The following is a 24,453-nucleotide window of genomic DNA, read 5'->3' on the forward strand; positions in this document are numbered from 1 at the left end:
ATCCAGTCCGGTGCAGTCCGGGAAAGTTCAGACGAGGTGAGTCGTGGATATTATCGATACCATCAAAGAGCAGATCGCCAACAACACCATCCTGCTGTACATGAAAGGCTCGCCGAATGCGCCGCAGTGCGGTTTTTCGTCGAAGGCCGCGCAGGTGGTGATGGCCTGTGGCGAGAAGTTCGCCTATGTGGACATCCTGCAGAACCCGGAAATCCGCGCCAACCTGCCGAAGTACGCCAACTGGCCGACCTTCCCGCAGCTGTGGGTGGCCGGTGAGCTGGTCGGCGGCAGCGACATCATGACCGAGATGTTCGAGAAGGGTGAGCTGCAGACCCTGATCAAGGAAGCCGCACAGAAAGCCAGCGCCGAGTAATTCGCCGCTGCAATGAAAAAGCCCCGCATCTGCGGGGCTTTTTCATACGCGCCGGTTTATTCGTCCATCTGCGATTGCAGGTAGTTTTCCAGGCCGATCTTGTCGATCAGGCCGATCTGGGTCTCCAGCCAGTCGATGTGCTCTTCCTCGGATTCGAGGATGTCTTCCAGCAGCTCGCGGGTGCCGTAGTCGCCGACGCTCTCGCAGTAGGCGATGGCGGCTTTCAGGTCGGGAATGGCCTGGTGTTCCAGCTTGAGGTCGCTGGCCAGCATCTCCTTGGTGTTCTCGCCGATCATCAGCTTGCCTAGGTCCTGCAGGTTGGGCAGGCCTTCGAGGAAGAGGATGCGCTTGATCAGCTTGTCCGCATGCTTCATCTCGTCGATCGATTCGTGATACTCGTGCTCGCCGAGTTTTTTCAGGCCCCAGTCCTCATACATGCGCGCGTGCAGGAAGTATTGGTTGATGGCCACCAGCTCGTTGCCAAGGATCTTGTTCAGATGTTGGATGACTTTCTTGTCGCCTTTCATGGCTGGCCTCGCTGAGCGGGTTTGAATAACGTTTGAGTCTGCTCCGGGAGTTGTTCTTCGTCAAATCTAAGTATCTGAAAAACATACGATATTTAATAAAAGTAAGAATGCTTAAGTTCCGCATCCGGACGCTAAGCCATTGAAACCGGTGGATAAGTGCAGGGTCTCAAGAACAGTGGCGGGCCTGCCTTCCGGGCGGTCGCCGGATGGCGCGACGAACTGTGCAGGGAAAAGCGGGAATGCAGGGCATGATATTTGGCAACGCCGTAGGCTGGCTGGTTACTGGCGGCGGGTGGCGTAAAGGAGGCTGGTGCTGATGATGGCGCGTCTGGCGGCCGATGCCGTGGTGCTGGTGCACCTGGGTTTCATCCTGTTCGTGCTGTTCGGCGCGCTGCTGCTGTTGCGCTGGCGCTGGCTCGCCCTGCTGCATGTGCCGGCGGTGGCCTGGGCGGCGACTGTGGAGCTGTTGCAGCTGTACTGCCCGTTGACGCCCCTGGAGAACCAGTTGCGCCAGGCGGCGGGGCAGGTGGGCTACAGCGACGGTTTCATCGAGCACTACCTGATTCCGCTGATCTACCCGGCCGGCCTCACGGCGCAGAGCCAGGTGTGGCTGGGCGTGCTGGTGCTGCTGGTCAATCTGCCGATCTATCTGTGGCTGCTGTGGCGCGCGCGGCGCAGGCGCTGAGAACCTGTCTCGGATCTCTTGATCGTCGGCCATGCTGCGTTGAAATTGGGCTCGGACTGCTCATTTACACCTCGTAAACTCCGCGTCCTCGCCCAATTTCGCCTTACCTGGCTCTAGCTCAAAAGACCCTAAACAGATTCTTAGATAGTGAACGGGCGCTGAGAGGCGCAAGCGGAGGCCTGCCAGAGCTGGGGGCGCTTTCTTGCCCGTCATTCAGCGGCTTGATGCAGCAGGGCCGCCGCGCCAGCCTTGGTTACACTCTGGGCATCCTCACCAGACAACAAGGCTGTAGACAATGCAAAAGCGCATGATGATTACCGGGGCCGGTTCCGGCCTGGGACGTGAAATAGCCCTGCGCTGGGCGCGCGAAGGCTGGCAACTGGCCCTGGCCGACGTCAACGAGAGCGGTTTGGCGGAAACCCTGCAGCTGGTGCGCGCGGCCGGTGGCGATGGCTTCACCCTGCGTTGCGACGTGCGCGACTACAGCCAGCTGACCGCCGTGGCCCAGGCCTGCGAGGAGCGTTTCGGCGGCCTCGATGTACTGGTCAACAATGCCGGAGTGTCGGCCGGCGGCTTCTTCGGCGACCTCAGCCTGGAAGACTGGGACTGGCAGCTGGCGATCAACCTGATGGGCGTGGTCAAAGGCTGCAAGGCCTTCCTGCCGCTGCTGCTGCAGAGCAAGGGGCGCATCATCAACATCGCCTCCATGGCCGCGTTGATGCAGGGTCCGGCGATGAGCAACTACAACGTGGCCAAGGCCGGCGTGGTGGCCTTGTCCGAGAGCCTGCTGCCCGAACTCAAGCCGCAAGGCGTCAGTGTGCACGTGGTCTGCCCGTCGTTCTTCCAGACCAACCTGCTCGATTCCTTCCGTGGCCCGACCCCGGCGATGAAGCAGCAGGTCGGCAAGCTGCTGGAGCAGAGCCCGATCAGCGCCGCGGATATCGCCGACTACATCTATCAGGAAGTGGCCAAGGGCGAGTTCATGATCCTGCCGCACGAGCAGGGGCGCATGGCCTGGCAGATCAAGCGGCAGAACCCGCAGGCGATCTATAACGAAATGACTGTGATGTGCGAGAAGATGCGCAGCAAGATGGGCGCCGCCTGATTTCGGCGGGCATGAAAAAGGGGCAGCCAAGGCTGCCCCTATTCGTTTTCAGACGTCTTGCAAGGCGGAATCCGTAGGATGGGTTGAGCGCAGCGATACCCATCGAGCAGAAGATGGGTATCGGCGCCAAGCGCCTCAACCCATCCTGCGGGCTGTCTACTAGGTCAGCCGGCGACCAGTACGCGGATCGCCTCCAGGCGCATGGCGGCTTTCTCGAAGAAGCTCAGACCGCTGCTGCGCTGCTTGCGCAGGGCTTCGATCTCGCTGTCGCGCACGCTCGGGTTGACCGCCTGCAGGGCAGTCAAACGGGCGATTTCCTCGTCCAGGCCGGCGCTGAAACGCTGGCGCGCTTCATCTACGCGCTGGGTGTGGCGCGGCAGGATCTTCGCCTCGGCGGTGTTGATCTGCTTGCTCAGCACTTCGCGCTGGGCCTGCACGAACTTGTTGGCACTGGCCCGTGGCACGCTTTCCAGCTGGTCGTTGAGGGTCTCGAAGGCCACGCGCGCGGCCAGGTCGTTGCCGTTGCCGTCGAGCAGGCAGCGCAGGGCCACCGGCGGCAGGTAGCGGCCGAGCTGCAGCGAACGCGGGGCGACCACTTCGCTAACATAGAGCAGTTCGAGCAGCACGGTGCCGGGTTTCAGCGCCTTGTTCTTGATCAGCGCCACTGCGGTGTTGCCCATCGAGCCGGACAGCACCAGGTCCATGCCGCCCTGGACCATGGGGTGTTCCCAGGTGAGGAACTGCATGTCTTCGCGGGCCAGGGCCTGGTTGCGGTCGTAGGTGACGGTGACCGCCTCGTCGTCGCCAAGCGGGAAGCTGGCGTCCAGCATCTTCTCGCTGGGGCGCAACACCAGGGCGTTTTCCGAGTGATCTTCGCTGTCGATGCCATAGGCGTCGAACAGCTCTTCCATGTAGATCGGCAGGGCGAACTGGTCGTCCTGCTCGAGGATGTCCTCGACCAGTTGCTGGCCTTCGCCGGAGCCGCCGGAGTTGAGCTCCAGCAGGCGGTCGCGGCCGCTGTGCAGCTCGCCTTCCAGGCGTTTGCGCTCGGCCGTGGCCTCGTCCAGCAGGCCCTGCCAGTCGCCGCCATCGCTTTCTTCCAGCAGCGGCAGCAGGCGCGGGCCGAACTGGTGCTGCAGGGCGTTGCCGGTCGGGCAGGTGGCGAGGAAGGCGTTCAGCGCCTGGTGGTACCACTGGAACAGGCGTTCCTGCGGGCTGTTCTCCAGGTACGGCACGTGCAGCTGGATCACATGCTTCTGGCCGATGCGGTCGAGGCGGCCGATGCGCTGTTCGAGCAGATCCGGGTGGGCCGGCAGGTCGAACAGCACCAGATGGTGGCTGAACTGGAAGTTGCGGCCTTCGGAGCCGATCTCGGAGCAGATCAGCACCTGGGCGCCGAATTCCTCGTCGGCGAAGTAGGCGGCGGCGCGGTCGCGCTCGAGGATGTTCATGCCCTCGTGGAACACCGTAGCCGGGATGCCGGAACGCACGCGCAGGCCGTCGGCCAGGTCCAGGGCGGTCTCGGCGTGGGCGCAGATCACCAGCACCTTGAACTTCTTGAGCATCTTCAGGGTGTCGATCAGCCAGTCGACGCGCGGATCGAACTTCCACCAGCGCTCGTCCTCGCCACCTTCCTGCTGGGCCTGGTAGCTGACTTCCGGGTACAGGTCGGCATGCTCGCCGAGCGGCAGCTCCATGTACTCCATCGGATTGGCCAGCGGGTAGGCGTGCAGCTCGCGCTGGGGGAAACCCTGCACCGCGGCGCGGGTGTTGCGGAACAGCAGGCGGCCGGTACCGTGGCGATCGAGCAGCTCGCGGATCAGGCGTGCCGCGGCTTCGGTGTCGCCATCGTTGACCGCGGCCAGCAAAGCTTCGCCCTCGGCGCCGAGGAAGCCGTGGATGGTGGCGTGGGCCTGCTCCGACAGACGACCTTCGTCGAGCAGTTCCTGCACCGCTTCGGCGACCGGGCGGTAGTTGGCGCTCTCGGCGCGGAAGGCGTCGAGGTCATGGAAGCGGTTGGGGTCGAGCAGGCGCAGGCGCGCAAAGTGGCTTTCCAGGCCCAGCTGTTCCGGGGTGGCGGTGAGCAGCAGCACGCCGGGGATCAGCTCGGCCAGTTGCTCGACCAGGCGGTATTCGTCGCTGGCCTTTTCCGGGTGCCAGACCAGGTGGTGGGCCTCGTCGACCACCAGCAGGTCCCAGCCGGCGGCGAAGGCGGCGTCCTGTGCCTTGTCGCTGCGCTTCAGCCATTCCAGCGAGACCAGCGCCAGCTGGGTGTCTTCGAAGGGGTTGTCGGCGTCGCTTTCGACGAAGCGTTCGGCGTCGAACAGCGCTACTTCCAGGTTGAAGCGTCGGCGCATTTCCACCAACCACTGGTGCTGCAGGTTCTCCGGCACCAGGATCAGCACCCGCGAGGCGCGGCCGCTGAGCAGCTGGCGGTGGATCACCAGGCCGGCCTCGATGGTCTTGCCCAGGCCCACTTCGTCGGCCAGCAGCACGCGCGGGGCGACTCGGTCGGCCACTTCGCGGGCGATATGCAGCTGGTGGGCAATCGGCTGGGCGCGCGCGCCACCCAGGCCCCAGAGGTTGGACTGGAGCAGGCGGCTCTGGTGTTCGAGGCTGTGGTAGCGCAGGGAAAACCAGCTCAGCGGGTCGATCTGCCCGGCGAACAGGCGGTCGCTGGCCAGGCGGAACTGGATGAAGTTGGACAGCTGGGTTTCCGGCAGGCTGTAGGGCGCGTGCTGGGCATCGAAACCGTGGTAGACCAGCAGGCCGTCGACGTCCTCGACTTCCTGCACGGTCATCTTCCAGCCTTCGAAGTGGGTGATCTCGTCACCCGGGGCGAAGCGCACGCGTGTCAGCGGGGCGTTGCGCAGGGAATACTGGCGGGTCTCCCCGGTGGCCGGGTAGAGCACGGTGAGCAGGCGCCCGTCCGAGGTGAGGATGGTGCCCAGGCCCAGTTCGGCTTCGCTGTCGCTGATCCAGCGCTGCCCCGGTTGATACTGCTGCACAGTGCCACTACTTGCCATGAATTGCCCCAGCTGCGAAAAAAGCCGCGTATGGTAACGGAACGCCGCGCGCAGAGCGACGCTACTTGCGCCTTTGCCCTGAATCAATCGGCCAGGCCCGAGTCCAAAGTGTAGCGAGCGTGCGCTCAAGTTGAGCGCCGTCCAGCCGACAGCAGCAATAGAACTCGGGAGGAACAATTATGCTGCCGCCCATTCCGCACAGCCTGCAGCCGGTGACCGTCCAGCAGGACGTGCCCAAGCCGCGTCCGGAGATTCCCCCGGTGACTCCGGTCAGCGAGAGTGCCAAGGAAAGCGCGGTGGAGCTGGACAAGCGCCATCCCCAGGAAAGCGAGATGCTCCTGCGCGAGGAGCAGCGCCGGCGCCAGCGGCGTGGCTACAGCAGCCCGGAGGACCTGCTCGAAGCTGAGGCGCAGGCCTCCCAGGCCGAGCAGCAGAACCTCGAGGAGCTGCCGCGCCAGGGCCTGTGGGTGGACGTGGAAGTATGATGCGGCGCCTAAGCCCGGGCGCTGGCTGAGCCCATGGAGCTGTTCGACGACCTGCCCTTGCAACTGGCCGATGCCGACCTGGATCTGCGCCGGCACTGGCTGGCGCCCGCCTGTGCCGATCGCTGGCTGCAACAGTTGCTGGCGCAGACGCCCTGGACCCAGCCGCAGGTGTGCCTGCATGGCCGTCTCTACCCGGTGCCGCGTCTGGTCGCCTGGTATGGCGATGCCGAGGCCAGCTACCGCTATTCCGGACTGGTTCACCAGCCGCTGCCGTGGACGCCGCTGCTGGCCGAGATTCGCGCCCGGGTCGAGGCGGTGGCGGGGCAGGCGCTCAACGGCGTGCTGCTCAACTATTACCGCGACGGCCAGGATTCCATGGGCTGGCACAGCGACGACGAGCCCGAGCTGGGGGCTGAGCCGCTGGTGGCCTCGCTCAGCCTGGGCGGCAGCCGGCGCTTCGACCTGCGCCGCAAGGGCCACAGCCGCATCGAGCACTCGCTGCCGCTCGAGCATGGCACGCTGCTGGTCATGCGCGGCGCAACCCAGCATCATTGGCAGCATCAGGTGGCGAAAACCGCCCAGCCGGTGGCGCCACGCCTCAACCTCACTTTTCGCCTGATCCGGACGCAGTCATGAGCAACGACGACAAACTGATCGACTTCAGCGCTGAACGCGGCAAGCGCATCCACGACCTGCACGACAAGAAACTCGACGAGATGCGCCAGGCCTTCGAGCAGGCGCTGCCATTGCCCAAGGCCAGGAAGAAGGCCAAGGCCAAGCCGAAGAAACGCTGACAACCGGCCGGGCAGGGCGCCAGCCCCTCGGCAAACTTGACCCAGATCAACGCCCGCACCACCTCCCGCTCACTGCCCCGCACGGACATTGACCCCGGTCAATTTCCATCCCCGTGCCTGCGCTACCTTGAAGCCATCCAACAGGGGATTGCACAAGGAGGCAGCCATGTTCGTCGATACAGTGGTACTCGCCGGTATCGGTACAGTTTTGTTGATGGTCGCCTTCTTCGGTGGCGTCGGTTACTTCATCTGGAAGGATGCGCACAAGAAGACCAAGTCGAATTAATCCTTCCCGGTACAGAGCACGCAAGGCAATTTAGGGCGACTTCGGTCGCCCATTTTTTTGTCTGTCGAAAAGGTGGCAGGAATCCTTCCGGATTTGTAGTTGGCCGGCTAGCAATTGGCTGGCGTTTCAGAGTTCCGCCTAGGCTCAGGCTTTCGTGGCGCCTGCGCCGCAGACCATCCAGTTCGCCACCAAGCCCCCCCCTGGCCGGCGGCCTGGCGTTCTGGTGCGCGCTGCGTTTCGGCCCGGAGCAAGCGCAGTGGCGCTGATGACGGCTTTCATCGTCGCCCAGCCGCTGGTCGGCATGGCGGTGCAGAAGGGCCTGGTGCGCCTGCCAGGCGCCGGGCCCGTGCGTCCGCTGCGCGTGGTGCAGCGGACGGCAGCCTGACTGGTCAGCCGATGGTCACCTGCGGCATGGCCGGCATGGTCAGGGTCTGCGCGGCGCGTGGGGCGAGCACTTCGGCTTCGCCGTCGACCACCTGCTCGTCGTTCTGGTTGAACACGCGGGTGGCCAGCTTGACGCGGCCCTTGGGCAGCTTCTCGAGGACTTCCAGCTTGACCGTGAGGGTGTCGCCGAGCTTCACCGGGCGGGTGAACTTCAGGCTCTGGCCCAGGTAGATGGTGCCCGGGCCGGGCAGGCGGCAGGCGATCGCCGCGCTGATCAGCGCACCGCTGAACATGCCGTGGGCGATGCGTTCCTTGAACAGCGTCTCGGCGGCGAAGGCGGCGTCCAGGTGTACCGGGTTGTTGTCGCCGGAAACGGCGGCGAACAGCTGGATGTCGCGCTCTTCCACGGTCTTCTCGAAACTGGCCTGCTGGCCGACTTCGAGGGCGTCGTAGGGGATGTTGCTGACCTGGGTCATAGGGGCTCCTTGGTGGGGTCGGGGCACTCCCGGCGACGGCTCAGGGCCGCGTTCAGCCAGGTGCGCAGGTGGTCGGTGACTTGGTCGCGATTGCTCTCGTTGAGGATCTCGTGACGGGCGTCGGGGTAAATCTGCAGCTGCACATCGCGGATGCCGGCGGTGCGCAGGGCACCGGCCAGATCAGCAAGACGCTTGCCCTGGCTGACCGGGTCACGCGAGCCGCCGACCACCAGCAGCGGCAGGTCGCTGTCGATCTGCGCCAGGTGCTTGACCGGGGTGATCTGCTGGAAGCCGCCGATCAGGTCGACCCACAGCTGGTTGCTGCAGAGAAAACCGCACAGTGGGTCGGCAATGTACTTGTCGACTTCGGCCGGGTCGCGGCTGAGCCAGTCGAAGGCGGTGCGGTTGGGCTTGAAGGCCTTGTTGAACGAGCCGAACGAAAGGAAGTCGATCAGCTTGCTGTGCCCCAGCGGGCCCTGGCGCCAACGCTCGAAGCGGGCGATCAGGCTGGCCGCGCGGTACAGGGCCAGCGGCTGGTAGTTCGAGCCGGACAGGATGGCGCCCTGCAGGCTGCAGCTGTGCTGCATCAGGTAGGCCTGGGCGATGTAGCTGCCCATGCTGTGCGCCAGCAGGAAGATCGGCACCCGCGGATGCTGCTGGCGGATATGGTGATTGAGGCAGGCCAGGTCGCCAACCACCTTGTGCCAGCCGCCTTCGTCGGCGTAATGGCCGAGTACACCGCGTTCGGCGGTGCGGCCGTGGCCGCGCTGGTCGTGGGCGTACACGGCAAAGCCATCGGCTACCAGGGCAGCGGCCAGGCGGGCATAGCGGGCGCTGTGTTCGGCCATGCCGTGGGCGATCATCACCACGGCCTTGGGCGGGCTGTCGGCATGCCAGTGGTTGACGAACAGCTGGCTGCCGTCGGGTGTGCTCAACCAGAACTCTGCGTGTTGCATGGCGGGTCCTTGTGCCCTGGGTATCACGGCATTGTGCATGCCTTGGCGGGGCAGGCAAAGCGCTTGTTCAGGGCGCGGCGCCGGCGTGGCGCTGGAGAATGCGGGTGTATTCGCCGTTGCTGTGCAGCTCGGCCAGGCCGCGGGCGAAAATCTGCGCCCAGTCGGGCTGGCCGGCTTGCGCCGGGATGAAACCGACGAACAGCGGAACGCGCGCCACTGCCGGTTCCTGCCAGGTCAGGCGGCCGCGCAAGGCTGGATCAGCCTCGATCAGGTGCTGGCCGACGATGCGCTCCAGCAATACCAGGTCGAACCGCCGCGCCGCCAGTTTGCGCAGGTTGCTGATGTCGTCCACGGCTTCCTCGGCAATCAGGCCCGAGCGCAGCAGACGGGGCGGATAACCGTAGCCGCGTACCACACCGACCCGTTGGCCGCGCAGCTCGGCCAGGGTGGCGAAAGGCACCGGGCTGTCCTGGCGCACGAAGAATCCCAGCTGGCTGTAGAACAGCGGCCGCGAAGCGACCAGATGCTCCTCGATGATCTCTTGCGGCCAGAGCGCCAGGGCCCCCTGGTACAGGCCGTTGCGCAACTCGGCTCGGACCCGCGCCCAGGGCAGGAAGTCCATCCGGGCCGTGTGGCCCTGGGTGGCGAAGGCGCGCTGGGTCAGCTCGACGATGCTGCCGCCGGCCGGCAGGTGCTGGGAGCTGTAGGGGGGATACTCGAGGGTGGCCAGGCGTACTTCACCCGCTGCTGCCGCAAGGCACAGCCAGAAGGAGAGAAACGCGGTGCAGCAGCGTAGGAGCATGTGAACGACGCGGCAGGATCATGGGTGGCAATAGCTTAACGGGATGATGATCGTTCTGCTGCACTGCGCAAGATTCATGGGGTCAATGACCGGCTCCGGCTATTTGCCGGCGCCGGCGGAGCTGCTAAGTTCCGTGGCAGCCCGGCTGCGTCACAGGCGGCCGGTTAGCCTTTTCAGGTCAAGGGGAATAACAACAATGCAACCTGACTTCTGGGACGACAAACGTCCGGCCGGGGTATCCAGCCAGCTCGATCTCTCCAGCTACCGTTCGGTAGTCGAAGTGTTCGAACGCTCCTGCAAGAAATTCGCCGATCGCCCGGCCTTCAGCAACCTCGGGGTGACGCTCAGCTATGCCGAGCTGGAGCGCCATTCCGCGGCCTTCGCCGCCTGGCTGCAGAAGAACACCGACCTGGTGCCCGGCGACCGCATCGCCGTGCAGATGCCCAATATCCTGCAGTACCCGATCGCCGTGTTCGGCGCCATGCGCGCCGGGCTGATCGTGGTCAACACCAATCCGCTGTACACCGTGCGCGAGATGCGCCACCAGTTCAAGGATGCCGGCGTGCGTGCCCTGGTGTACCTCAACACCTTCGGCAAGTCGGTGCAGGAAGTGCTGCCCGACAGCGACATCGAGTACCTGATCGAGGCGCGCATGGGCGACCTGATGCCGAGCCTCAAGGGCTGGCTGGTCAACACCCTGGTGAAGAAGGTGAAGAAGCTGGTGCCGGACTTCCACCTGCCGCAGGCCGTTCGCTTCAAGGACGTGCTGGGTCAGGGCCATGGCCTGAAGCCGGTCAAGGTCGGCTTCGACGACATCGCCGTGCTGCAGTACACCGGCGGCACCACCGGGGTGGCCAAGGGCGCCATGCTCACCCACGGCAACCTGGTGGCCAACATGCAGCAGGTGCACAACTGCCTGCAGCAGACCGGCGAGGACGGCCTGCCGCTGATGCGCGAAGGCGGCGAGATCATGATCGCGCCGCTGCCGCTGTACCATATCTATGCCTTCACCGCGAACTGCATGTGCATGATGGTCAGCGGCAACCACAACGTGCTGATCACCAACCCGCGCGACATCGCCGGTTTCATCAAGGAGCTGGGCAAGTGGCAGTTCTCCGCGCTGCTCGGCCTCAACACCCTGTTCGTCGCGCTGATGGACCACCCCGAGTTCAAGAACCTGGACTTCTCCCGCCTCAAGCTGACCAACTCCGGCGGCACCGCGCTGGTCAAGGCCACCGCCGAGCGCTGGCAGCAGATGACCGGTTGCCCGATCGTCGAGGGCTACGGCCTCACCGAGACCTCGCCGGTGGCCACCACCAACTGCTACGGCAAGCTGGCGCGCCTGGGCACCGTGGGCATCCCGGTGGCCGGCACCACGCTCAAGGTGATCGACGACGATGGCGTCGAGCAGCCGATCGGCGAGCGCGGTGAGCTGTGCATCAAGGGCCCGCAGGTGATGAAGGGCTACTGGCAGCGCCCCGAGGCGACCGCCGAGGTGCTGGATGACGAAGGCTGGTTCAAGACCGGCGACGTGGCGGTGATCGACCCGGACGGCTACGTGCGCATCGTCGACCGCAAGAAGGACATGATCATCGTCTCCGGCTTCAACGTGTACCCCAACGAGATCGAGGACGTGGTCATGGCCCACCCGAAAGTCGCCAGCTGCGCGGCCATCGGCGTGCCGGACGAGAAGTCCGGCGAGGCGGTCAAGCTGTTCGTCGTGCCGCGCGAGGGCGGGGTTAGCCTGGACGAGCTGAAGGCCTACTGTCGGGAGAACTTCACCGGCTACAAGGTGCCCAAGCACATCGTCTTCAAGGACGCCTTGCCGATGACCCCGGTCGGCAAGATTCTCCGTCGCGAACTCCGCGATATCGCCTGAAAGCCACGGCTTGCCTGAGTTCGCTGGGTTTTTCCAAGCAGTCAAGAAAATGACCGTTAAACAATGAGCGGTCATTTTTGTGACCGATCAGGGCAGGTTTGGTGCTAGTCGCTGTTTGGCAAAGCTGCTACTCTCGGCGCGGTTTTTTCGTCGATCCGGCTCTGGATCGGCCCGCCAAACACAATAATTAACCGCCCTTGCGTGGTGTAAATAAGCTGTTGCTCAGGAGTAGGCTTCCATGACCGAGAACTTCTGGAAGGACAAGTACCCAGTCGGGATCGCTGCCGAGATCGATGCCGATCAGTACCCCAATATTCAGGCGGTACTGAAACAGTCCTGCCAACGCTTTGCCGACAAGCCTGCGTTCAGCAACCTGGGCAAGACACTCACCTACGGTGAGCTGTACGAGTTGTCCGGCGCGTTCGCCGCCTATCTGCAGAATCACACCGACCTTCAGCCTGGCGACCGCATCGCCGTGCAGCTGCCCAACGTCCTGCAATACCCGGTGGTGGTATTCGGCGCGCTGCGTGCAGGCCTGGTGGTGGTCAACACCAACCCGCTGTACACCGCGCGGGAGATGGAACACCAGTTCAACGACTCCGGCGCCAAGGCCCTGGTGTGCCTGGCCAACATGGCCCACCTGGCCGAGGAAGTGCTGCCCAAGACCGGCATCAAGCATGTGGTAGTCACCGAAGTCGCCGACCTGCTGCCGCTGCTCAAGCGCACCTTGGTCAACTTCGTGGTCAAGCACGTGAAGAAGATGGTGCCGGCCTACAACCTGCCGCAGGCGGTGAAGATCAACGAGGCCCTGGCCAAGGGCCGCGGCAAGCCGGTCAAGGAAGCCAGCCCGAGCAATGGCGACGTCGCCGTGCTGCAGTACACCGGTGGTACCACCGGCGTGGCCAAGGGCGCGATGCTGACCCACCGCAACCTGATCGCCAACATGCTGCAGGCCAAGGCGCTGATGGGCTCCAACCTCAACGAGGGTTGCGAGATCGTCATCTGCCCGCTGCCGCTGTACCACATCTACGCCTTCACCTTCCATTGCATGGCGATGATGCTGACCGGCAACCACAACATCCTGATCACCAACCCGCGCGACCTGCCGGGCACCGTGAAGGAACTGGGCAACTGGAAGTTCAGCGCCTTCGTCGGCCTCAACACCCTGTTCGTCGCCCTGTGCAACAGCGAAGACTTCCGCAAGCTGGACTTCTCCGCGCTGAAGCTGACCCTGTCCGGCGGCATGGCCCTGCAGCTGGCCGCAGCCGAGCGCTGGAAGGAAGTCACCGGCTGCGCCATCTGTGAAGGTTACGGCATGACCGAAACCAGCCCGGTGGTCTCGGTCAACCCGTTCCAGAACATCCAGATCGGCACCATCGGCATTCCGGTGCCGTCGACCCTGTGCAAGGTCATCGACGACGCCGGCAACGACCTGCCGGTGGGCGAGCGTGGCGAGCTGTGCGTCAAGGGCCCGCAGGTGATGAAGGGCTACTGGCAGCGCCAGGACGCCACCGACGAGATGCTCGACAAGGATGGCTGGCTGAAGACCGGCGATATCGCGGTGATCCAGGCCGACGGCTACATGCGCATCGTCGACCGCAAGAAGGACATGATTCTGGTGTCCGGCTTCAACGTCTACCCGAACGAGCTGGAAGACGTGCTGGTGACCCTGCCGGGCGTGCTGCTGTGCGCCGCCATCGGCGTGCCGGACGAGAAGTCCGGTGAGGCGATCAAGGTCTTCGTGGTGGTCAAGCCGGGCGAAAGCCTGACCAAGGAGCAGGTGATGGAGCACATGCGTGCCAACCTCACCGGCTACAAGGTACCGCGCGCCGTGGAGTTCCGCGACAGCCTGCCGACCACCAACGTCGGCAAGATCCTGCGTCGCGAGCTGCGTGACGAGGAGCTGAAGAAGATCGCCGCCAAGGCCTGACGCCTGCGCTGCAAAGATAAAGCCCCGCTTCGGCGGGGCTTTGTCGTTTCTGCGTAGTGCTTTTGCCGCTACCGGTGCGCCACCCCCAGCAGACAGCTAGGGTGCTGAGGGCCTAAGGGGAGTCCGCGGCGCGCCGAGCTGCTGCGAGTAGATCGGGACTTCTGGCCGACCGCCAGGCTGCGATTCCTCTCCGGCCTGCCCCCTGCGACAGCAGCGCTGGCAGGCTGGCGTACCACCCTGTAAACAAATCATTACGCGGATGGATTGGGAACAGGCCATCGGCCGGCTTTTGGGCGGCTGTCAGGAATACTTGCCAGATCGGGCGGCCGGCCGGCCGTACTGCGCGCCCCGGGCGGCTTGTCCGCACCCCTGCCGCGGGTTGTCATGGGGCTATCCACAGCGCGCTGCCGCCAGGGCAGGGCGCATGCCTACAACAACAACGAGGAGGCCGGATGAACGCCGTGGCCAAGATCGAGCAGCACAATCCCATCGGTACCGACGGTTTCGAGTTCGTCGAATACACCGCCCCGACCCCGGAAGGCATCGAGCAGCTGCGCCAGCTGTTCACCGCCATGGGCTTCACCGAAACCGCCAAGCACCGCTCCAAGCAAGTCTGGCTGTTCCAGCAGAACGGCATCAACTTCGTCCTCAACGGCAGCCCCACCGGCCATGTGCGCGAGTTCGGCCTGAAGCACGGCCCGAGTGCCTGCGCCATGGCCTTCCGGGTGAAGAACGCGGCCCAGGCCGCCGCCTATGTCGAGTCCCAGGGCGCCACCCTGGTCGGCAGCCACGCCAACTTCGGCGAGCTGAACATCCCCTGCGTCGAGGGCATCGGCGGCTCCCTGCTGTACCTGGTCGACCGCTATGGCGACAAGACCATCTACGACGTCGACTTCGAGTACATCGAAGGCCGCACGCCGAACGACCACGCGGTCGGCCTGCAGGCCATCGACCACCTGACCCACAACGTCAAGCGCGGGCAGATGGACGTCTGGTCGAGCTTCTACGAGCGCATCGCCAACTTCCGCGAGATCCGCTACTTCGACATCGAAGGCAAGCTCACCGGCCTGCTGTCGCGGGCCATGACCGCGCCGTGCGGCAAGATCCGCATCCCGATCAACGAGTCGGCCGACGACAAGTCGCAGATCGAGGAATTCATCCGCGAGTACCACGGCGAAGGCATCCAGCACATTGCCCTGAGCACCGACGACATCTACGCCACCGTGCGCCAGCTGCGCGCCAACGGCGTGGAGTTCCTCAGCACCCCGGACACTTACTACGCCAAGGTCGACAGCCGCGTGGCCGGGCATGGCGAGCCGACCGAGGTGCTGCGCGAGCTGAACATCCTGATCGACGGCGCCCCGGGCGACGACGGCATCCTGCTGCAGATCTTCACCCACACGGTGATCGGCCCGATCTTCTTCGAGATCATCCAGCGCAAGGGCAACCAGGGCTTCGGCGAAGGCAACTTCAAGGCGTTGTTCGAGTCCATCGAGGAAGACCAGATCAAGCGCGGCGTGATCAAGGCCGAATGAGCAAAAAACCGTAGGGTGGGTTAGCGGCGCTAACCATTGAAGAGTCGGATATTGCGATGCATGGGCGCCGCGTAACCCACCGATCCGGCGCAGCAATGGTGGGTTACGTCGCACCGGCTACTACGCACGATCCCGATCATCGTGCTTGCGCCTAACCCACCCTACGGGCAAACGTCGAATCGAGGAGACACCGGCCATGAGCCGTAACTGGATCAGCTTTCCCCTGCGTGAAGGCGAGTGTTCGCGCCAGGCGCACTGCGATTTCCCGCAGGGCACCTACGAGCGCGAGATGGGCCGCGAGGGCTTCTTCGGCCCGGTAACCCAGCTGCACCACAAGCATCCGCCGACCGGCTGGATCGACTGGCAGGGCCCGCTGCGCCCGCACGCGTTCAACTTCAACCGCATCGCCAGCGAGCGCGACTGTCCGCTGGAGGCGCCGCTGTGCCTGCACAACGCCGATGTGAAGCTGCGCGTGTGGAAGACCCACGGCGCCATGCGCCACCTGGCGCGCAACAGCGACGGCGACGAGCTGCTGTTCGTGCATGACGGCGCCGGGCACTTCTACTGCGACTTCGGCCACCTGGAATACCGCGACGGCGACTACCTGGTGATCCCGCGCGGCACCGCCTGGCGCATCGAGCCGACGGCACCCAGCCACTTCCTGCTGATCGAGAACACCGATGGCGCCTACCAGCTGCCGGACAAGGGCCTGCTCGGCCCGCAGGCGATCTTCGACCCGGCGGTGCTCGATCATCCGCGCATCGACGCCGCCTTCAAGGCCCAGCAGGACGAAAACCCCTGGCAGGTCCGGATCAAGCGCCGTGGCCAGATCAGCACGGTGACCTATCCGTACAACCCGCTGGATGTGGTCGGCTGGCACGGCGACAACACGGTGGTGCGTCTGAACTGGCGCGACATCCGCCCGCTGATGAGCCACCGCTACCACCTGCCGCCGTCGGCGCACACCACCTTCGTCGCCAATGGCTTCGTCGTCTGCACCTTCACCCCGCGGCCGATCGAGTCCGATCCGGGCGCGCTGAAGGTGCCGTTCTTCCACAACAACGACGACTACGACGAGGTGCTGTTCTACCACCGCGGCAACTTCTTCAGCCGCGACAACATCGAGGCCGGGATGGTCACCTTCCACCCCTGCGGCTTCCCCCACGGCCCGCATCCGAAGGCGCTGAAAAAGGCCCAGGACGACCCGGCGACCTTCGCCGAGGAAGTGGCGGTGATGATCGACACCCGCCGCGCCCTGGAGGTGGCCGAAGCCGCCGCTGGCGTGGACGTCCCCGAATACGTGAACTCCTGGCGTGCGCCGGGCAAGGAATCCTGATGAAACTCGCTTCTCTCAATCAAGGCCGCGACGGCGTACTCGTCGTCGTATCCCGCGACCTGAACCGCGCGGTCAAGGTGCCGCAGATCGCCGCCACCCTGCAGGTCGCCCTGGACGACTGGGCGATCAAGCGCCCGCAGCTGGAGGCGACCTACCAGCGCCTCAACGATGGCCTGGAGCCGGACGCTTTCTGCTTCGACCAGGCCGCCTGCCACAGCCCGCTGCCGCGTGCCTATCACTGGGCCGATGGCAGTGCCTACGTCAACCACGTCGAGCTGGTGCGCAAGGCCCGTGGCGCCGAGATGCCGGAATCCTTCTGGCACGACCCGCTGATGTACCAGGGCGGCGCCGACAGCTTTATCCCGCCGCATAGCCCGATCCTGATGGCCGACGAGGCCTGGGGAATCGACCTGGAAGCCGAGCTGGCGGTGATCACCGACGACGTGCCGATGGGCGCCAGCGCGGCCGAGGCGGCCGGGCATATCCAGCTGCTGATGCTGGTCAACGACGTGTCGCTGCGCAACCTGATTCCCGGCGAGCTGGCCAAGGGCTTTGGCTTCTATCAGAGCAAGCCGTCGTCGAGCTTCTCTCCAGTGGCGGTGACCCCGGACGAGCTGGGCGACGCCTGGAAAGACGGCAAGGTGCATCGCCCGCTGGTCTCGCACATCAACGACGCGCTGTTCGGCCAGCCGGATGCCGGCGTGGACATGACCTTCAACTTCCCGACCCTGGTTGCCCACGCCGCCAAGACCCGCCCGCTGGGCAGCGGCAGCATCATCGGCTCGGGCACCGTGTCCAATTACGACCGCAGCGCCGGCTCGTCCTGCCTGGCAGAGAAACGCATGCTGGAGATCGTCGAGAGCGGCGAGGCGAAAACGCCGTTCCTCAAGTTCGGCGACCGCGTGCGCATCGAGATGTTCGACGCCAGCGGCCACAGCATCTTCGGCGCCATCGACCAGGCGGTGGAGCGCTATGCGCGCTGATTGCTGCCGCATGCGTAGGAGCCAGCTTGCTGGCGATCCGGCGCTAGCAAGAATATCGCCAGCAAGCTGGCTCCTACAGGGACGTTTGCCATGCTGACGCTCTATTCCTACTGGCGCTCCAGCGCCGCCTACCGGGTACGCATCGCCTTGGGCCTCAAGGGCCTGGCCTACCAGCAGGTGCCGGTGCACCTGGTCAAGGATGGCGGCCAGCAGCATGCGCCCGACTATCGGGCGCTCAACCCGCAGGGACTGGTGCCGCTGCTGGTGGATGCCGGTAATGGCGGGGTGCGCATTGCCCAGTCGCTGGCCATCCTCGAATACCTCGACGAGGTGTTCCCGGTGCCGGCGCTGCTGCCGGCCGACCCGGCCCTGCGCGCCCAGGTGCGCGCCCTGGCTTTGCATATCGCCTGCGACATCCACCCGCTGAACAACCTGCGCGTGCTGCAGTACCTGTCCACTGAGCTGGGCGCCAGCGACGAGGCGAAGAACGCCTGGTACCGCCACTGGGTCGACCAGGGCCTGGCGGCGGTGGAGCAGGGCCTGGCCGTGTTCGACGAGCGCCTGTCGCTGGGCGAGCGCCCCGGCTACCTGGAAGCCTGCCTGATCCCGCAGCTGTACAACGCGCGGCGCTTCGCCTGTGACCTCAGTGGCTATCCGCGCATCCTTGCTATCGCGACGCGTTGCGAAACCCTCGAAGCCTTCAAACTGGCGGCTCCGGAGGTGCAGCCCGACGCGCAATAAGGAACACCCACCTTGCCTAGCTCCGCCGTGCCACAAGCGCGGCGGGTTCGATCCCCGTCACGATAAAAACAACAGGTGACGCATGACCCGTGAAAAACCGAAGAACCTCTGGCTCTCGCGCTGGGGCTTTATCCTCGCTGCAACCGGCTCCGCCGTGGGCCTGGGCAATATCTGGAAATTCCCCTACATCACCGGCGAATACGGCGGTGGTGCCTTCGTCCTGATGTACCTGGCCTGCATCCTGGCCATCGGCATTCCGGTGATGATGACCGAGATCGCCCTCGGCCGGCGTGGCCGCGGCAGCCCGATCGACGCCATCGCCCGCGTGGTGCGCGAGAACAACAGTAACCCGCTGTGGAAGAGCGTCGGCCTGATGGCCATGCTCGCCGGCTTCATGATCCTGTGTTTCTACGTGGTGGTGGCCGGCTGGGCCTTCGCCTACACGTGGAAGATGGCCTCCGGGGCCCTGGCCGCGCCCAGCGTGGATGCCCTGGCCAAGGTATTCGAAACGCACAACGCCAGCCCCTGGCAACTCGGTGGCTGGAGCGTGCTGGTGGCGCTGCTGACCCTGTGGATCGTCGGCAAGGGCGTGCAGGCCGGGGTGGAGAAGGCCTTCCGCTGGATGATGCCGGGGCTGGCGCTGATGCTGATCGTGCTGGTCGGCTATGCCTGGACCAGCGGCAGCTTTAGCCAGGGTTTTGCCTTCCTGTTCACCTTCGATGCCTCGAAGATCACCGGCGAAGCGCTGCTGGCGGCCCTCGGCCATGCCTTCTTCACCCTCAGCCTGGCTTCCGGCGCCATCCTCACCTATGGCTCCTATATCCCGGACGGCCAGTCCATCGCCCGCACCACCTTCATCGTCGCCATCGCCGACACCTGCGTGGCGCTGCTGGCGGGGCTGGCGATCTTCCCGGTGATCTTCGCCAATGGCATGGACCCCAGCGCCGGCCCTGGCCTGATCTTCATGAGCCTGCCGCTGGCCTTCCAGCAGATGCCATTCGGCACCGTATTCGGCGTGCTGTTCTTCGCCATGGTCTCGGTCGCCGCGCTGACCTCGGCTATCTCGATGATCGAGGCGCTGGTCGCCTACCTCAACGAGAAGCACGGCATCAGCCGGGTCAAGGCGGCCGCCGGTTCCGGTGCGCTGCTGCTGGTGATCAGCCTGCTGGCGATGCTCTCGTTCAACCTCGGTGCCGAGTGGAAGCTGTTCGGCTTTACCCTGTTCGATGGCCTGGACTACCTGACCTCGCGCTGGATGATGCCGCTGGGCGGTATCTGCATGGTGATCCTCGCCGGCTACTGCCTGCGCAGCGAGATCATGCGTGACGAACTGGGTCTGGCTCCGGCCGGCTATGCCCTGTGGCTGTTCATGGTGCGCTACGTCAGCCCGGTGCTGATCCTCATGGTGTTCCTGCACGCCCTCGGCTGGCTGGGCTTCGACCCGATCGCCCAGTGGTACTGGATCGCCGGCGCGATTGGCGCCCTGGCCCTGCTCGGCGAACTGCTGGCGCCGCGCGTGCGCCATGAGCTGGCGCTGCGCTAAGACCCTGTGATGGATGAAGGCCCTGTTAGACGGGCTGTGTGAAAACCTGGCCGTGCGGCCGGGTTGCAGGCAATGCCCGTATCGGCCGATACGGGCATTGTCGTTTATGGGCTGCCTCCAGGGACAAGAGCGTCCGCAGAGCAGCCTGTTTCCACCGATGCTGGACGAACCGGCTCCCGAGGATCACCTGGTGCGGGTGATCGAGGCCTAGGTGCTTCGGCGGCCCTGCCGGTGCTGAGCTTCTGCAAGGCGCAACCGCAGAAGGCCGCTCGCCCAGCCTGCGATCCGGCGGACCAGCTCAGGTTAGTTTCAGCTCATTCGCTCCTGGCGCCGACTGGAAGCCGGGCGGTGGTGCAATGTCGAGGTGACATGGCTGCTCGGCCGGCCGGTTGGCATCGGACTTCAACAACATTGCCGGCTTCCGTAAAAGTAATGTGCGGTCTTCCAGGCGACCCGTCGCAATCGGAGTGGCGATACGCAGCGTATCCATGCTGCCCGCACAGCTTGCGGCGCCCGCCTGTTGCAGGTGCGGTGCAGCAAAGCCAAGCGCCGGTCGGTCACCTCGAGCTGATGGGCTGCCCCTCGTTTTCCACTACCCAGAAACAGCAACGCCCCAAACCAGTCGGGGCGTTGCTGTGGTCTGCAATCAGGATGTTTACACACGGCCTGTAGGGCAGCGCTTGTTCTGGAGCGGGCGAAGGGAATCGAACCCTCGTCATGAGCTTGGGAAGCTCAGGTAATGCCATTATACGACGCCCGCTTGAGCGGGTGACTTTGTACCAGAATCACTTGCCGAGGTGAAGCCACGGCGCAAGAAATACCTGCGTCGCGGGGCACGGCGTTGCCGCTGGCAGCCGCGGCGGGGCCTTGCCGGGCTGCCGGCGGCAACGGGGTTCAGCCGGCGAGGGCGGCACTCTCGCCCATGGCCACACTGCGCGGGCGCTGGCCCAGCGGTTGTTGCAGGTAGCCCAGCAGGGTGTCGCGGGTCTGCAGCCAGGCGCCCTTGTGCTCCATGTCGAGGAAGTGGCCGGCCTTGTCGATGCTGCGGAACTCGCTGTGGCGCACGTACTGGGCGAACAGGCGGGCATCTTCGACCGTGGTGTACTCGTCCCACTCGCCGTTGACGAACAACGTGGGAATCTCGATTTCCGCGGCGAAGCTGGTGCAGGAACGCCCTTCCATGTTCAGCACGTTCTCCACGTGGAAGCACATCTGCTGGTATTCGTAGCTTTCCAGGCTGGTCAGGTGGCGATGGTTGTAGCGCTTGTACAGCGACGGCAGGTGTTTGCCGATGGTGCCGTTGAGCAGCAGGCCGGCGCTCTCGCGGTCGCACGCCTTCATCACTGTCACGCCGCGCTCCAGGTAGCCGAGCATGGCCTGGTTGGTGACCGGCGAGAACGAGTTGATCACCGCCCGCACGATGCGCCGTGGCCGGCGTGCCAGGGCCTGCAGGGTGGCGATGCCGCCCCAGGAGAAGGACAGCACGTGGTCGCAGGCGAACTGCTCGACCAGTTCGAGGAGGATGTCGGCTTCCTCTTCACGGGTCATCAGGCGCGTGTGCTCGTTGTGCTCGCGCGACTGGCCGGCGTAGGGCAGGTCGAACAGCACCACGTTGAAATGCGGGTAGAGATAGCGGACGGTCTGGGCGAAGGACGCCGTTGTCGACAGTGAACCGTTGACCAGAATGATGGTGTGCTCGGCGTTGTCGGCGCGGTAGAACTCCGTGTAAACCCGGTATTGCCCCTGGATATCCAGCACAGCGGTTTCTGGTTTCATGATGCATGCCCCTGACGTGCAGTATTACGGACGCGCAGCCGCAGGAACGCGAGCTGCACGAGCTTCAGGACAGGTAGGCATGCGCCTGGAAAAGTGGGGGCCCTTGTCGACGGGTACGGTCTGCCGACAGGTCTTGTTATTGGCGGGCGATTTTTCGGTCCGGGAATCGACCAAGGAGCAGTGGCATCACTGCGCTTCGGTACGATCGGGGGCAGTCCCGTTTCAGGTGCCGTGGCACCCTCAACCAAAAAAGTGTTCTTAGATGCTGCTTATGACTTGCTGGTCACTTACGGACCTTGGATTTGATTCAAGCAGGCTTGTGTGACCGAAGCAAGTCACTCGTATGGCTGATTCTGCAACTTCTGCCGGACGGTAGCGCTCAGACCAGGGCCGCTTCCGCGGCACTCAGCGCCCGGTATTCGCCAGGCGCCAGGCCCGGGTCGAGTTGCAGCGGGCCCATGCGCTCGCGGTGCAGGCCGATGACCTTGTTCTGGAAGTGGCCGAACATGCGTTTGACCTGGTGATAGCGGCCTTCGTGCAGGGTCAGCAGGGCGCTGTGGCTGTCGAGGATCTGCAGCTCGGCGGGCAATGTGGTGAGGTTCTCGTAGGCGAAGTACAGGCCGTGGGCGAACACCTCGATGTACTCGGCGGTGATCGGCTGCTCGGTCGTGACCCGGTAGACCTTGCCCAGGCGGCTGCGCGGTTCGGTCAGGCGACGCGACCACAGGCCGTCGTTGGTGAGCAGCAGCAGGCCGCTGGTGCCCAGGTCGAGGCGCCCGGCGATATGCAGCTCGTGTTTGTCCGGTTCGTCGAGCAGATCGAGCACGGTGCGGTGTTCGGGGTGGCAGGTGGCGCTGACCACGCCGAGCGGCTTGTGCAGCATGAAGAAGCGCGCCGGCTTGCCGGCCTGCAGCAGCTGGTCGTCCAGCTCGATGCGGCTGAATTCGCGCACTTCGCAGCGGCCGTCGCGCACTGCGGCGCCATCCACCCGGATGCGCCCGCCGGCCAGCAGCAGGCGGGCATCGGCACGGCTGAACTGCGCCAGGTTGCTGAGGAAACGGTCGAGACGCACGGCTCAGTCCGCGCCTTGCGGCTCGACGGGCAGGCCTTGGGCGCAGCGCGGGCACAGGCAGGCCCGGTCGCGCTGTTCGGCCGGCAGGCTGTCGAGCACGGCCGCATCGACCGGGCTGTGGAAGCACCAGCAGTCCTCCACCGCCTCGGCCTTGCCGGCCTGGGCGCAACGGTTGAGCTGGCCGCAGCGCGGGCAACGGCTGCTGTCGGTCATGCCTGCGGCTCGAAGGTTTCTTCACAGACGCGATTGCGTCCGGACTGCTTGGCCCGGTACAGCGCCCGGTCGGCACGGGCGATCAGGCGGTCGAGGGTGTCTTGGTCGTGCAGTTCGGTGAGGCCGATGCTGGTGCTCACCTGCAGGTTGACGCCATTGAAGGGGACGCTGCTGGCGGCGCTCTGCTCGCGGAGCTTCTCGGCCAGCAGGCGCGCCGTGGCGCTGTCGGTGTCCTTGAGCAGGAGGATGAATTCCTCGCCGCCCCAGCGGCAGATGATGTCGGACTGGCGCAGGTTGCCCTGCAGGGTCTGGGCGAAGCCGCGCAGCACTTCGTCACCGGCCAGGTGGCCGTAGCTGTCGTTGAGCTGCTTGAAATGGTCGAGGTCGATCAGCAGGGCGCAGAGCGGGCTCTGGCTGCGCTGGGCCTCGTTCAAAGCCTGGCTGGCCAGCAGGTTGAAGCCGCGGCGGTTGGGCAGGCCGGTGAGCACGTCGATGGTGGCCAGGGTGGCGATGTGGCGCTGGTAGCGGCGCATGGCCAGGTACACCAGGAACAGCACCATGGCGCTGATCAGTGCGCAGATCAGCAGGTTGAGGTAGAGGCTGTGGCGGATGCCGGCCAGGGCGCCTTCCTCGTGCTTGTCGACGAACAGGTACCAGTCCAGTTCGGGGATGAAACGCACGTTGAGGAAGTGGCCGCGGCCGTGCTCCTGATAGTCGTAGTGGCCGCTTTGCGGCTGCGGCAGCTTGGCCAGCAGTGCTTCCAGACCGGCCACGCTGCCGAGCGCCTGCCCGGCCCGGGCGCCCAGCGGCCCGCCGCTGGCCCCGGTGAGGGCGATGCGCCCGCTGCTGTCGACGAAATACACGCTGCGCTCGTAGCGCTGCTGGTAGTCGTCGATCAGCTTGACCACGGCATCGACGGTGAGGCCGACGCCGGTGGCGCCGATGAAGTTGCCGGCATAGTCGAAGACCTTGTAGTTGATGAAGAAGGTCAGCCGGTCCTGGTTGGCCATGTCGACATCGACGTTGATCTCGTAGGGCTCCTGCATCTCGCGCACGCGGAAATACCAGACGTCGCGCGGCTCGCTCGCGCTGACCTGCTTGAGCACGCCCTTGGCCTGGTAGTAGGTGTGGGTCTTCTCGGAGATGAAGAAGCTGGTGAAGGCGCCGTAGTGTTCCTGCACTTCGCGCAGGTAGCGGGTCATCTGTGCGGGATCCTGCTCGCCGCCCATCACCCAGTCGCGGACGAAGGTGTCGCGGGCCATCATCGAGGAGATCACCACCGGGCGCACCAGGTCCTTCTGGATCTCCGAATAGATGTTGTCGGAGGTCAGCGGCAGTTCGGTGTTGACGATGCTGTGGCGGATGCTGTCGCGCGAGGTGTAGTAGCTGACCAGGGCCGTGGCGGTGAAGCCGCTGAGCAGCAGGGCGAGCAGCAGCAGGAGCAGCAGGGTCTGGGCTTTGCGCGAGTGACTGAGTGGCATGGATAGGGGCCCTGGAATGGTGGCCCCATGCTAGCGCGCCGGCCGGGCCGGCGTCACCGGCCCTG

The 24,453-nt window shown here is 65.0% G+C and carries 23 protein-coding genes, 1 tRNA gene and 1 pseudogene; 15 read left to right on the forward strand and 10 right to left on the reverse strand.

The window, feature by feature from the left end:
- Positions 1-43: 43 nt before the first annotated feature.
- A complete protein-coding gene (gene grxD / locus GV001_RS08600; protein ID WP_160079218.1) occupies positions 44-373 on the forward strand; it encodes a Grx4 family monothiol glutaredoxin in 330 nt (109 codons plus the stop codon).
- A 56-nt stretch (positions 374-429) separates the two neighbouring features.
- Here the strand turns inward: grxD and bfr are convergent, their stop codons facing one another.
- Positions 430-900, reverse strand: coding sequence for a bacterioferritin (bfr, locus tag GV001_RS08605; protein WP_160079219.1), 471 nt, complete (start codon positions 898-900; stop codon positions 430-432).
- Positions 901-1,216: 316 nt separating this feature from the next.
- Between bfr and GV001_RS08610 the strand changes: the two genes are divergently transcribed.
- A complete protein-coding gene (locus GV001_RS08610; RefSeq protein WP_160079220.1) occupies positions 1,217-1,585 on the forward strand; it encodes a DUF2784 domain-containing protein in 369 nt (122 codons plus the stop codon).
- Positions 1,586-1,880: 295 nt separating this feature from the next.
- Positions 1,881-2,690, forward strand: a complete 810-nt coding sequence (locus tag GV001_RS08615; protein ID WP_160079221.1) for an SDR family oxidoreductase — start codon at positions 1,881-1,883, stop codon at positions 2,688-2,690.
- Between the two features lie 164 nt (positions 2,691-2,854).
- On the opposite strand, the gene rapA is transcribed toward GV001_RS08615, so the two are convergent.
- A complete protein-coding gene (rapA, locus tag GV001_RS08620) occupies positions 2,855-5,698 on the reverse strand; it encodes an RNA polymerase-associated protein RapA (RefSeq protein ID WP_256664890.1) in 2,844 nt (947 codons plus the stop codon).
- 197 nt (positions 5,699-5,895) lie between these two features.
- Between rapA and GV001_RS08625 the strand changes: the two genes are divergently transcribed.
- The 5 genes and pseudogenes from GV001_RS08625 to GV001_RS08635 all read left to right on the forward strand — a co-directional run.
- Positions 5,896-6,201 carry an aspartate-semialdehyde dehydrogenase gene (locus GV001_RS08625; RefSeq protein ID WP_160079223.1) on the forward strand — a complete coding sequence of 102 codons (306 nt, stop codon included), beginning with the start codon at positions 5,896-5,898 and terminating at the stop codon, positions 6,199-6,201.
- Positions 6,202-6,234: 33 nt separating this feature from the next.
- On the forward strand, positions 6,235-6,837 hold the full coding sequence (locus GV001_RS08630; RefSeq protein ID WP_160079224.1) for an alpha-ketoglutarate-dependent dioxygenase AlkB: 603 nt from the start codon (positions 6,235-6,237) through the stop codon (positions 6,835-6,837).
- Positions 6,834-6,995, forward strand: a complete 162-nt coding sequence (locus GV001_RS20005; protein WP_178091813.1) for a hypothetical protein — start codon at positions 6,834-6,836, stop codon at positions 6,993-6,995. Before GV001_RS08630 ends, GV001_RS20005 begins: the two co-directional genes overlap by 4 nt.
- A 166-nt stretch (positions 6,996-7,161) precedes the next feature.
- On the forward strand, positions 7,162-7,281 hold the full coding sequence (gene ccoM, locus GV001_RS20250) for a cytochrome c oxidase subunit CcoM (protein WP_305984780.1): 120 nt from the start codon (positions 7,162-7,164) through the stop codon (positions 7,279-7,281).
- A 154-nt stretch (positions 7,282-7,435) separates the two neighbouring features.
- Positions 7,436-7,618, forward strand: a pseudogene (locus GV001_RS08635) (FUSC family protein); the annotation flags it as partial.
- Between the two features lie 52 nt (positions 7,619-7,670).
- Here the strand turns inward: GV001_RS08635 and GV001_RS08640 are convergent.
- The 3 genes from GV001_RS08640 to GV001_RS08650 all read right to left on the reverse strand — a co-directional run bounded on the left by GV001_RS08640 (position 7,671) and on the right by GV001_RS08650 (position 9,899).
- Entirely contained in the window at positions 7,671-8,141 is a 471-nt protein-coding gene (locus GV001_RS08640) for a MaoC family dehydratase (protein ID WP_160079225.1), read from the reverse strand.
- Positions 8,138-9,097 (reverse strand): alpha/beta hydrolase, encoded by a 960-nt coding sequence (locus tag GV001_RS08645; RefSeq protein WP_160079226.1) that lies wholly within the window; start codon positions 9,095-9,097, stop codon positions 8,138-8,140. The genes GV001_RS08640 and GV001_RS08645 overlap by 4 nt, the downstream gene beginning before the upstream one ends.
- 67 nt (positions 9,098-9,164) lie before the next feature.
- Positions 9,165-9,899, reverse strand: a complete 735-nt coding sequence (locus tag GV001_RS08650; RefSeq protein ID WP_160079227.1) for a transporter substrate-binding domain-containing protein — start codon at positions 9,897-9,899, stop codon at positions 9,165-9,167.
- 196 nt (positions 9,900-10,095) lie between these two features.
- Here GV001_RS08650 and fadD2 point away from each other — a divergent pair, with 196 nt between their 5' ends.
- The 7 genes from fadD2 to GV001_RS08685 all read left to right on the forward strand — a co-directional run bounded on the left by fadD2 (position 10,096) and on the right by GV001_RS08685 (position 19,846).
- Positions 10,096-11,778 (forward strand): long-chain-fatty-acid--CoA ligase FadD2, encoded by a 1,683-nt coding sequence (fadD2, locus tag GV001_RS08655; RefSeq protein WP_160079228.1) that lies wholly within the window; start codon positions 10,096-10,098, stop codon positions 11,776-11,778.
- Between the two features lie 238 nt (positions 11,779-12,016).
- Positions 12,017-13,708, forward strand: a complete 1,692-nt coding sequence (fadD1, locus tag GV001_RS08660) for a long-chain-fatty-acid--CoA ligase FadD1 (RefSeq protein ID WP_160079229.1) — start codon at positions 12,017-12,019, stop codon at positions 13,706-13,708.
- 452 nt (positions 13,709-14,160) lie between these two features.
- Positions 14,161-15,243, forward strand: a complete 1,083-nt coding sequence (hppD, locus tag GV001_RS08665; protein WP_160079230.1) for a 4-hydroxyphenylpyruvate dioxygenase — start codon at positions 14,161-14,163, stop codon at positions 15,241-15,243.
- A 196-nt stretch (positions 15,244-15,439) separates the two neighbouring features.
- Positions 15,440-16,579 (forward strand): homogentisate 1,2-dioxygenase, encoded by a 1,140-nt coding sequence (locus tag GV001_RS08670; RefSeq protein WP_160079231.1) that lies wholly within the window; start codon positions 15,440-15,442, stop codon positions 16,577-16,579.
- Entirely contained in the window at positions 16,579-17,562 is a 984-nt protein-coding gene (locus tag GV001_RS08675) for a fumarylacetoacetate hydrolase family protein (protein ID WP_160079232.1), read from the forward strand. The genes GV001_RS08670 and GV001_RS08675 overlap by 1 nt, the downstream gene beginning before the upstream one ends.
- A gap of 90 nt (positions 17,563-17,652) precedes the next feature.
- Positions 17,653-18,303, forward strand: a complete 651-nt coding sequence (maiA, locus tag GV001_RS08680) for a maleylacetoacetate isomerase (protein ID WP_160079233.1) — start codon at positions 17,653-17,655, stop codon at positions 18,301-18,303.
- 82 nt (positions 18,304-18,385) lie between these two features.
- The gene (locus GV001_RS08685; RefSeq protein ID WP_160079234.1) at positions 18,386-19,846 is read left to right on the forward strand and encodes a sodium-dependent transporter; all 1,461 of its coding nucleotides are present in this window, start codon (positions 18,386-18,388) and stop codon (positions 19,844-19,846) included.
- Between the two features lie 686 nt (positions 19,847-20,532).
- On the opposite strand, the gene GV001_RS08690 is transcribed toward GV001_RS08685, so the two are convergent.
- The 5 genes from GV001_RS08690 to GV001_RS08710 form a co-directional block, all read right to left on the reverse strand.
- Positions 20,533-20,606 (reverse strand) — tRNA-Gly (locus GV001_RS08690).
- A gap of 134 nt (positions 20,607-20,740) precedes the next feature.
- On the reverse strand, positions 20,741-21,622 hold the full coding sequence (locus GV001_RS08695; protein ID WP_160079235.1) for an alpha/beta fold hydrolase: 882 nt from the start codon (positions 21,620-21,622) through the stop codon (positions 20,741-20,743).
- Positions 21,623-22,001: 379 nt separating this feature from the next.
- Positions 22,002-22,694, reverse strand: coding sequence for a pseudouridine synthase (locus tag GV001_RS08700; RefSeq protein ID WP_160079236.1), 693 nt, complete (start codon positions 22,692-22,694; stop codon positions 22,002-22,004).
- Between the two features lie 3 nt (positions 22,695-22,697).
- Positions 22,698-22,907 carry a cysteine-rich CWC family protein gene (locus GV001_RS08705; RefSeq protein WP_160079237.1) on the reverse strand — a complete coding sequence of 70 codons (210 nt, stop codon included), beginning with the start codon at positions 22,905-22,907 and terminating at the stop codon, positions 22,698-22,700.
- Complete coding sequence (locus GV001_RS08710) at positions 22,904-24,388, reverse strand: sensor domain-containing diguanylate cyclase (RefSeq protein WP_160079238.1); 1,485 nt, start codon at positions 24,386-24,388, stop codon at positions 22,904-22,906. Before GV001_RS08710 ends, GV001_RS08705 begins: the two co-directional genes overlap by 4 nt.
- Positions 24,389-24,453 lie beyond the last annotated feature (65 nt).

This window comes from Pseudomonas sp. 8AS (assembly GCF_902506505.1).
In the GTDB taxonomy this organism is placed as follows: domain Bacteria; phylum Pseudomonadota; class Gammaproteobacteria; order Pseudomonadales; family Pseudomonadaceae; genus Aquipseudomonas.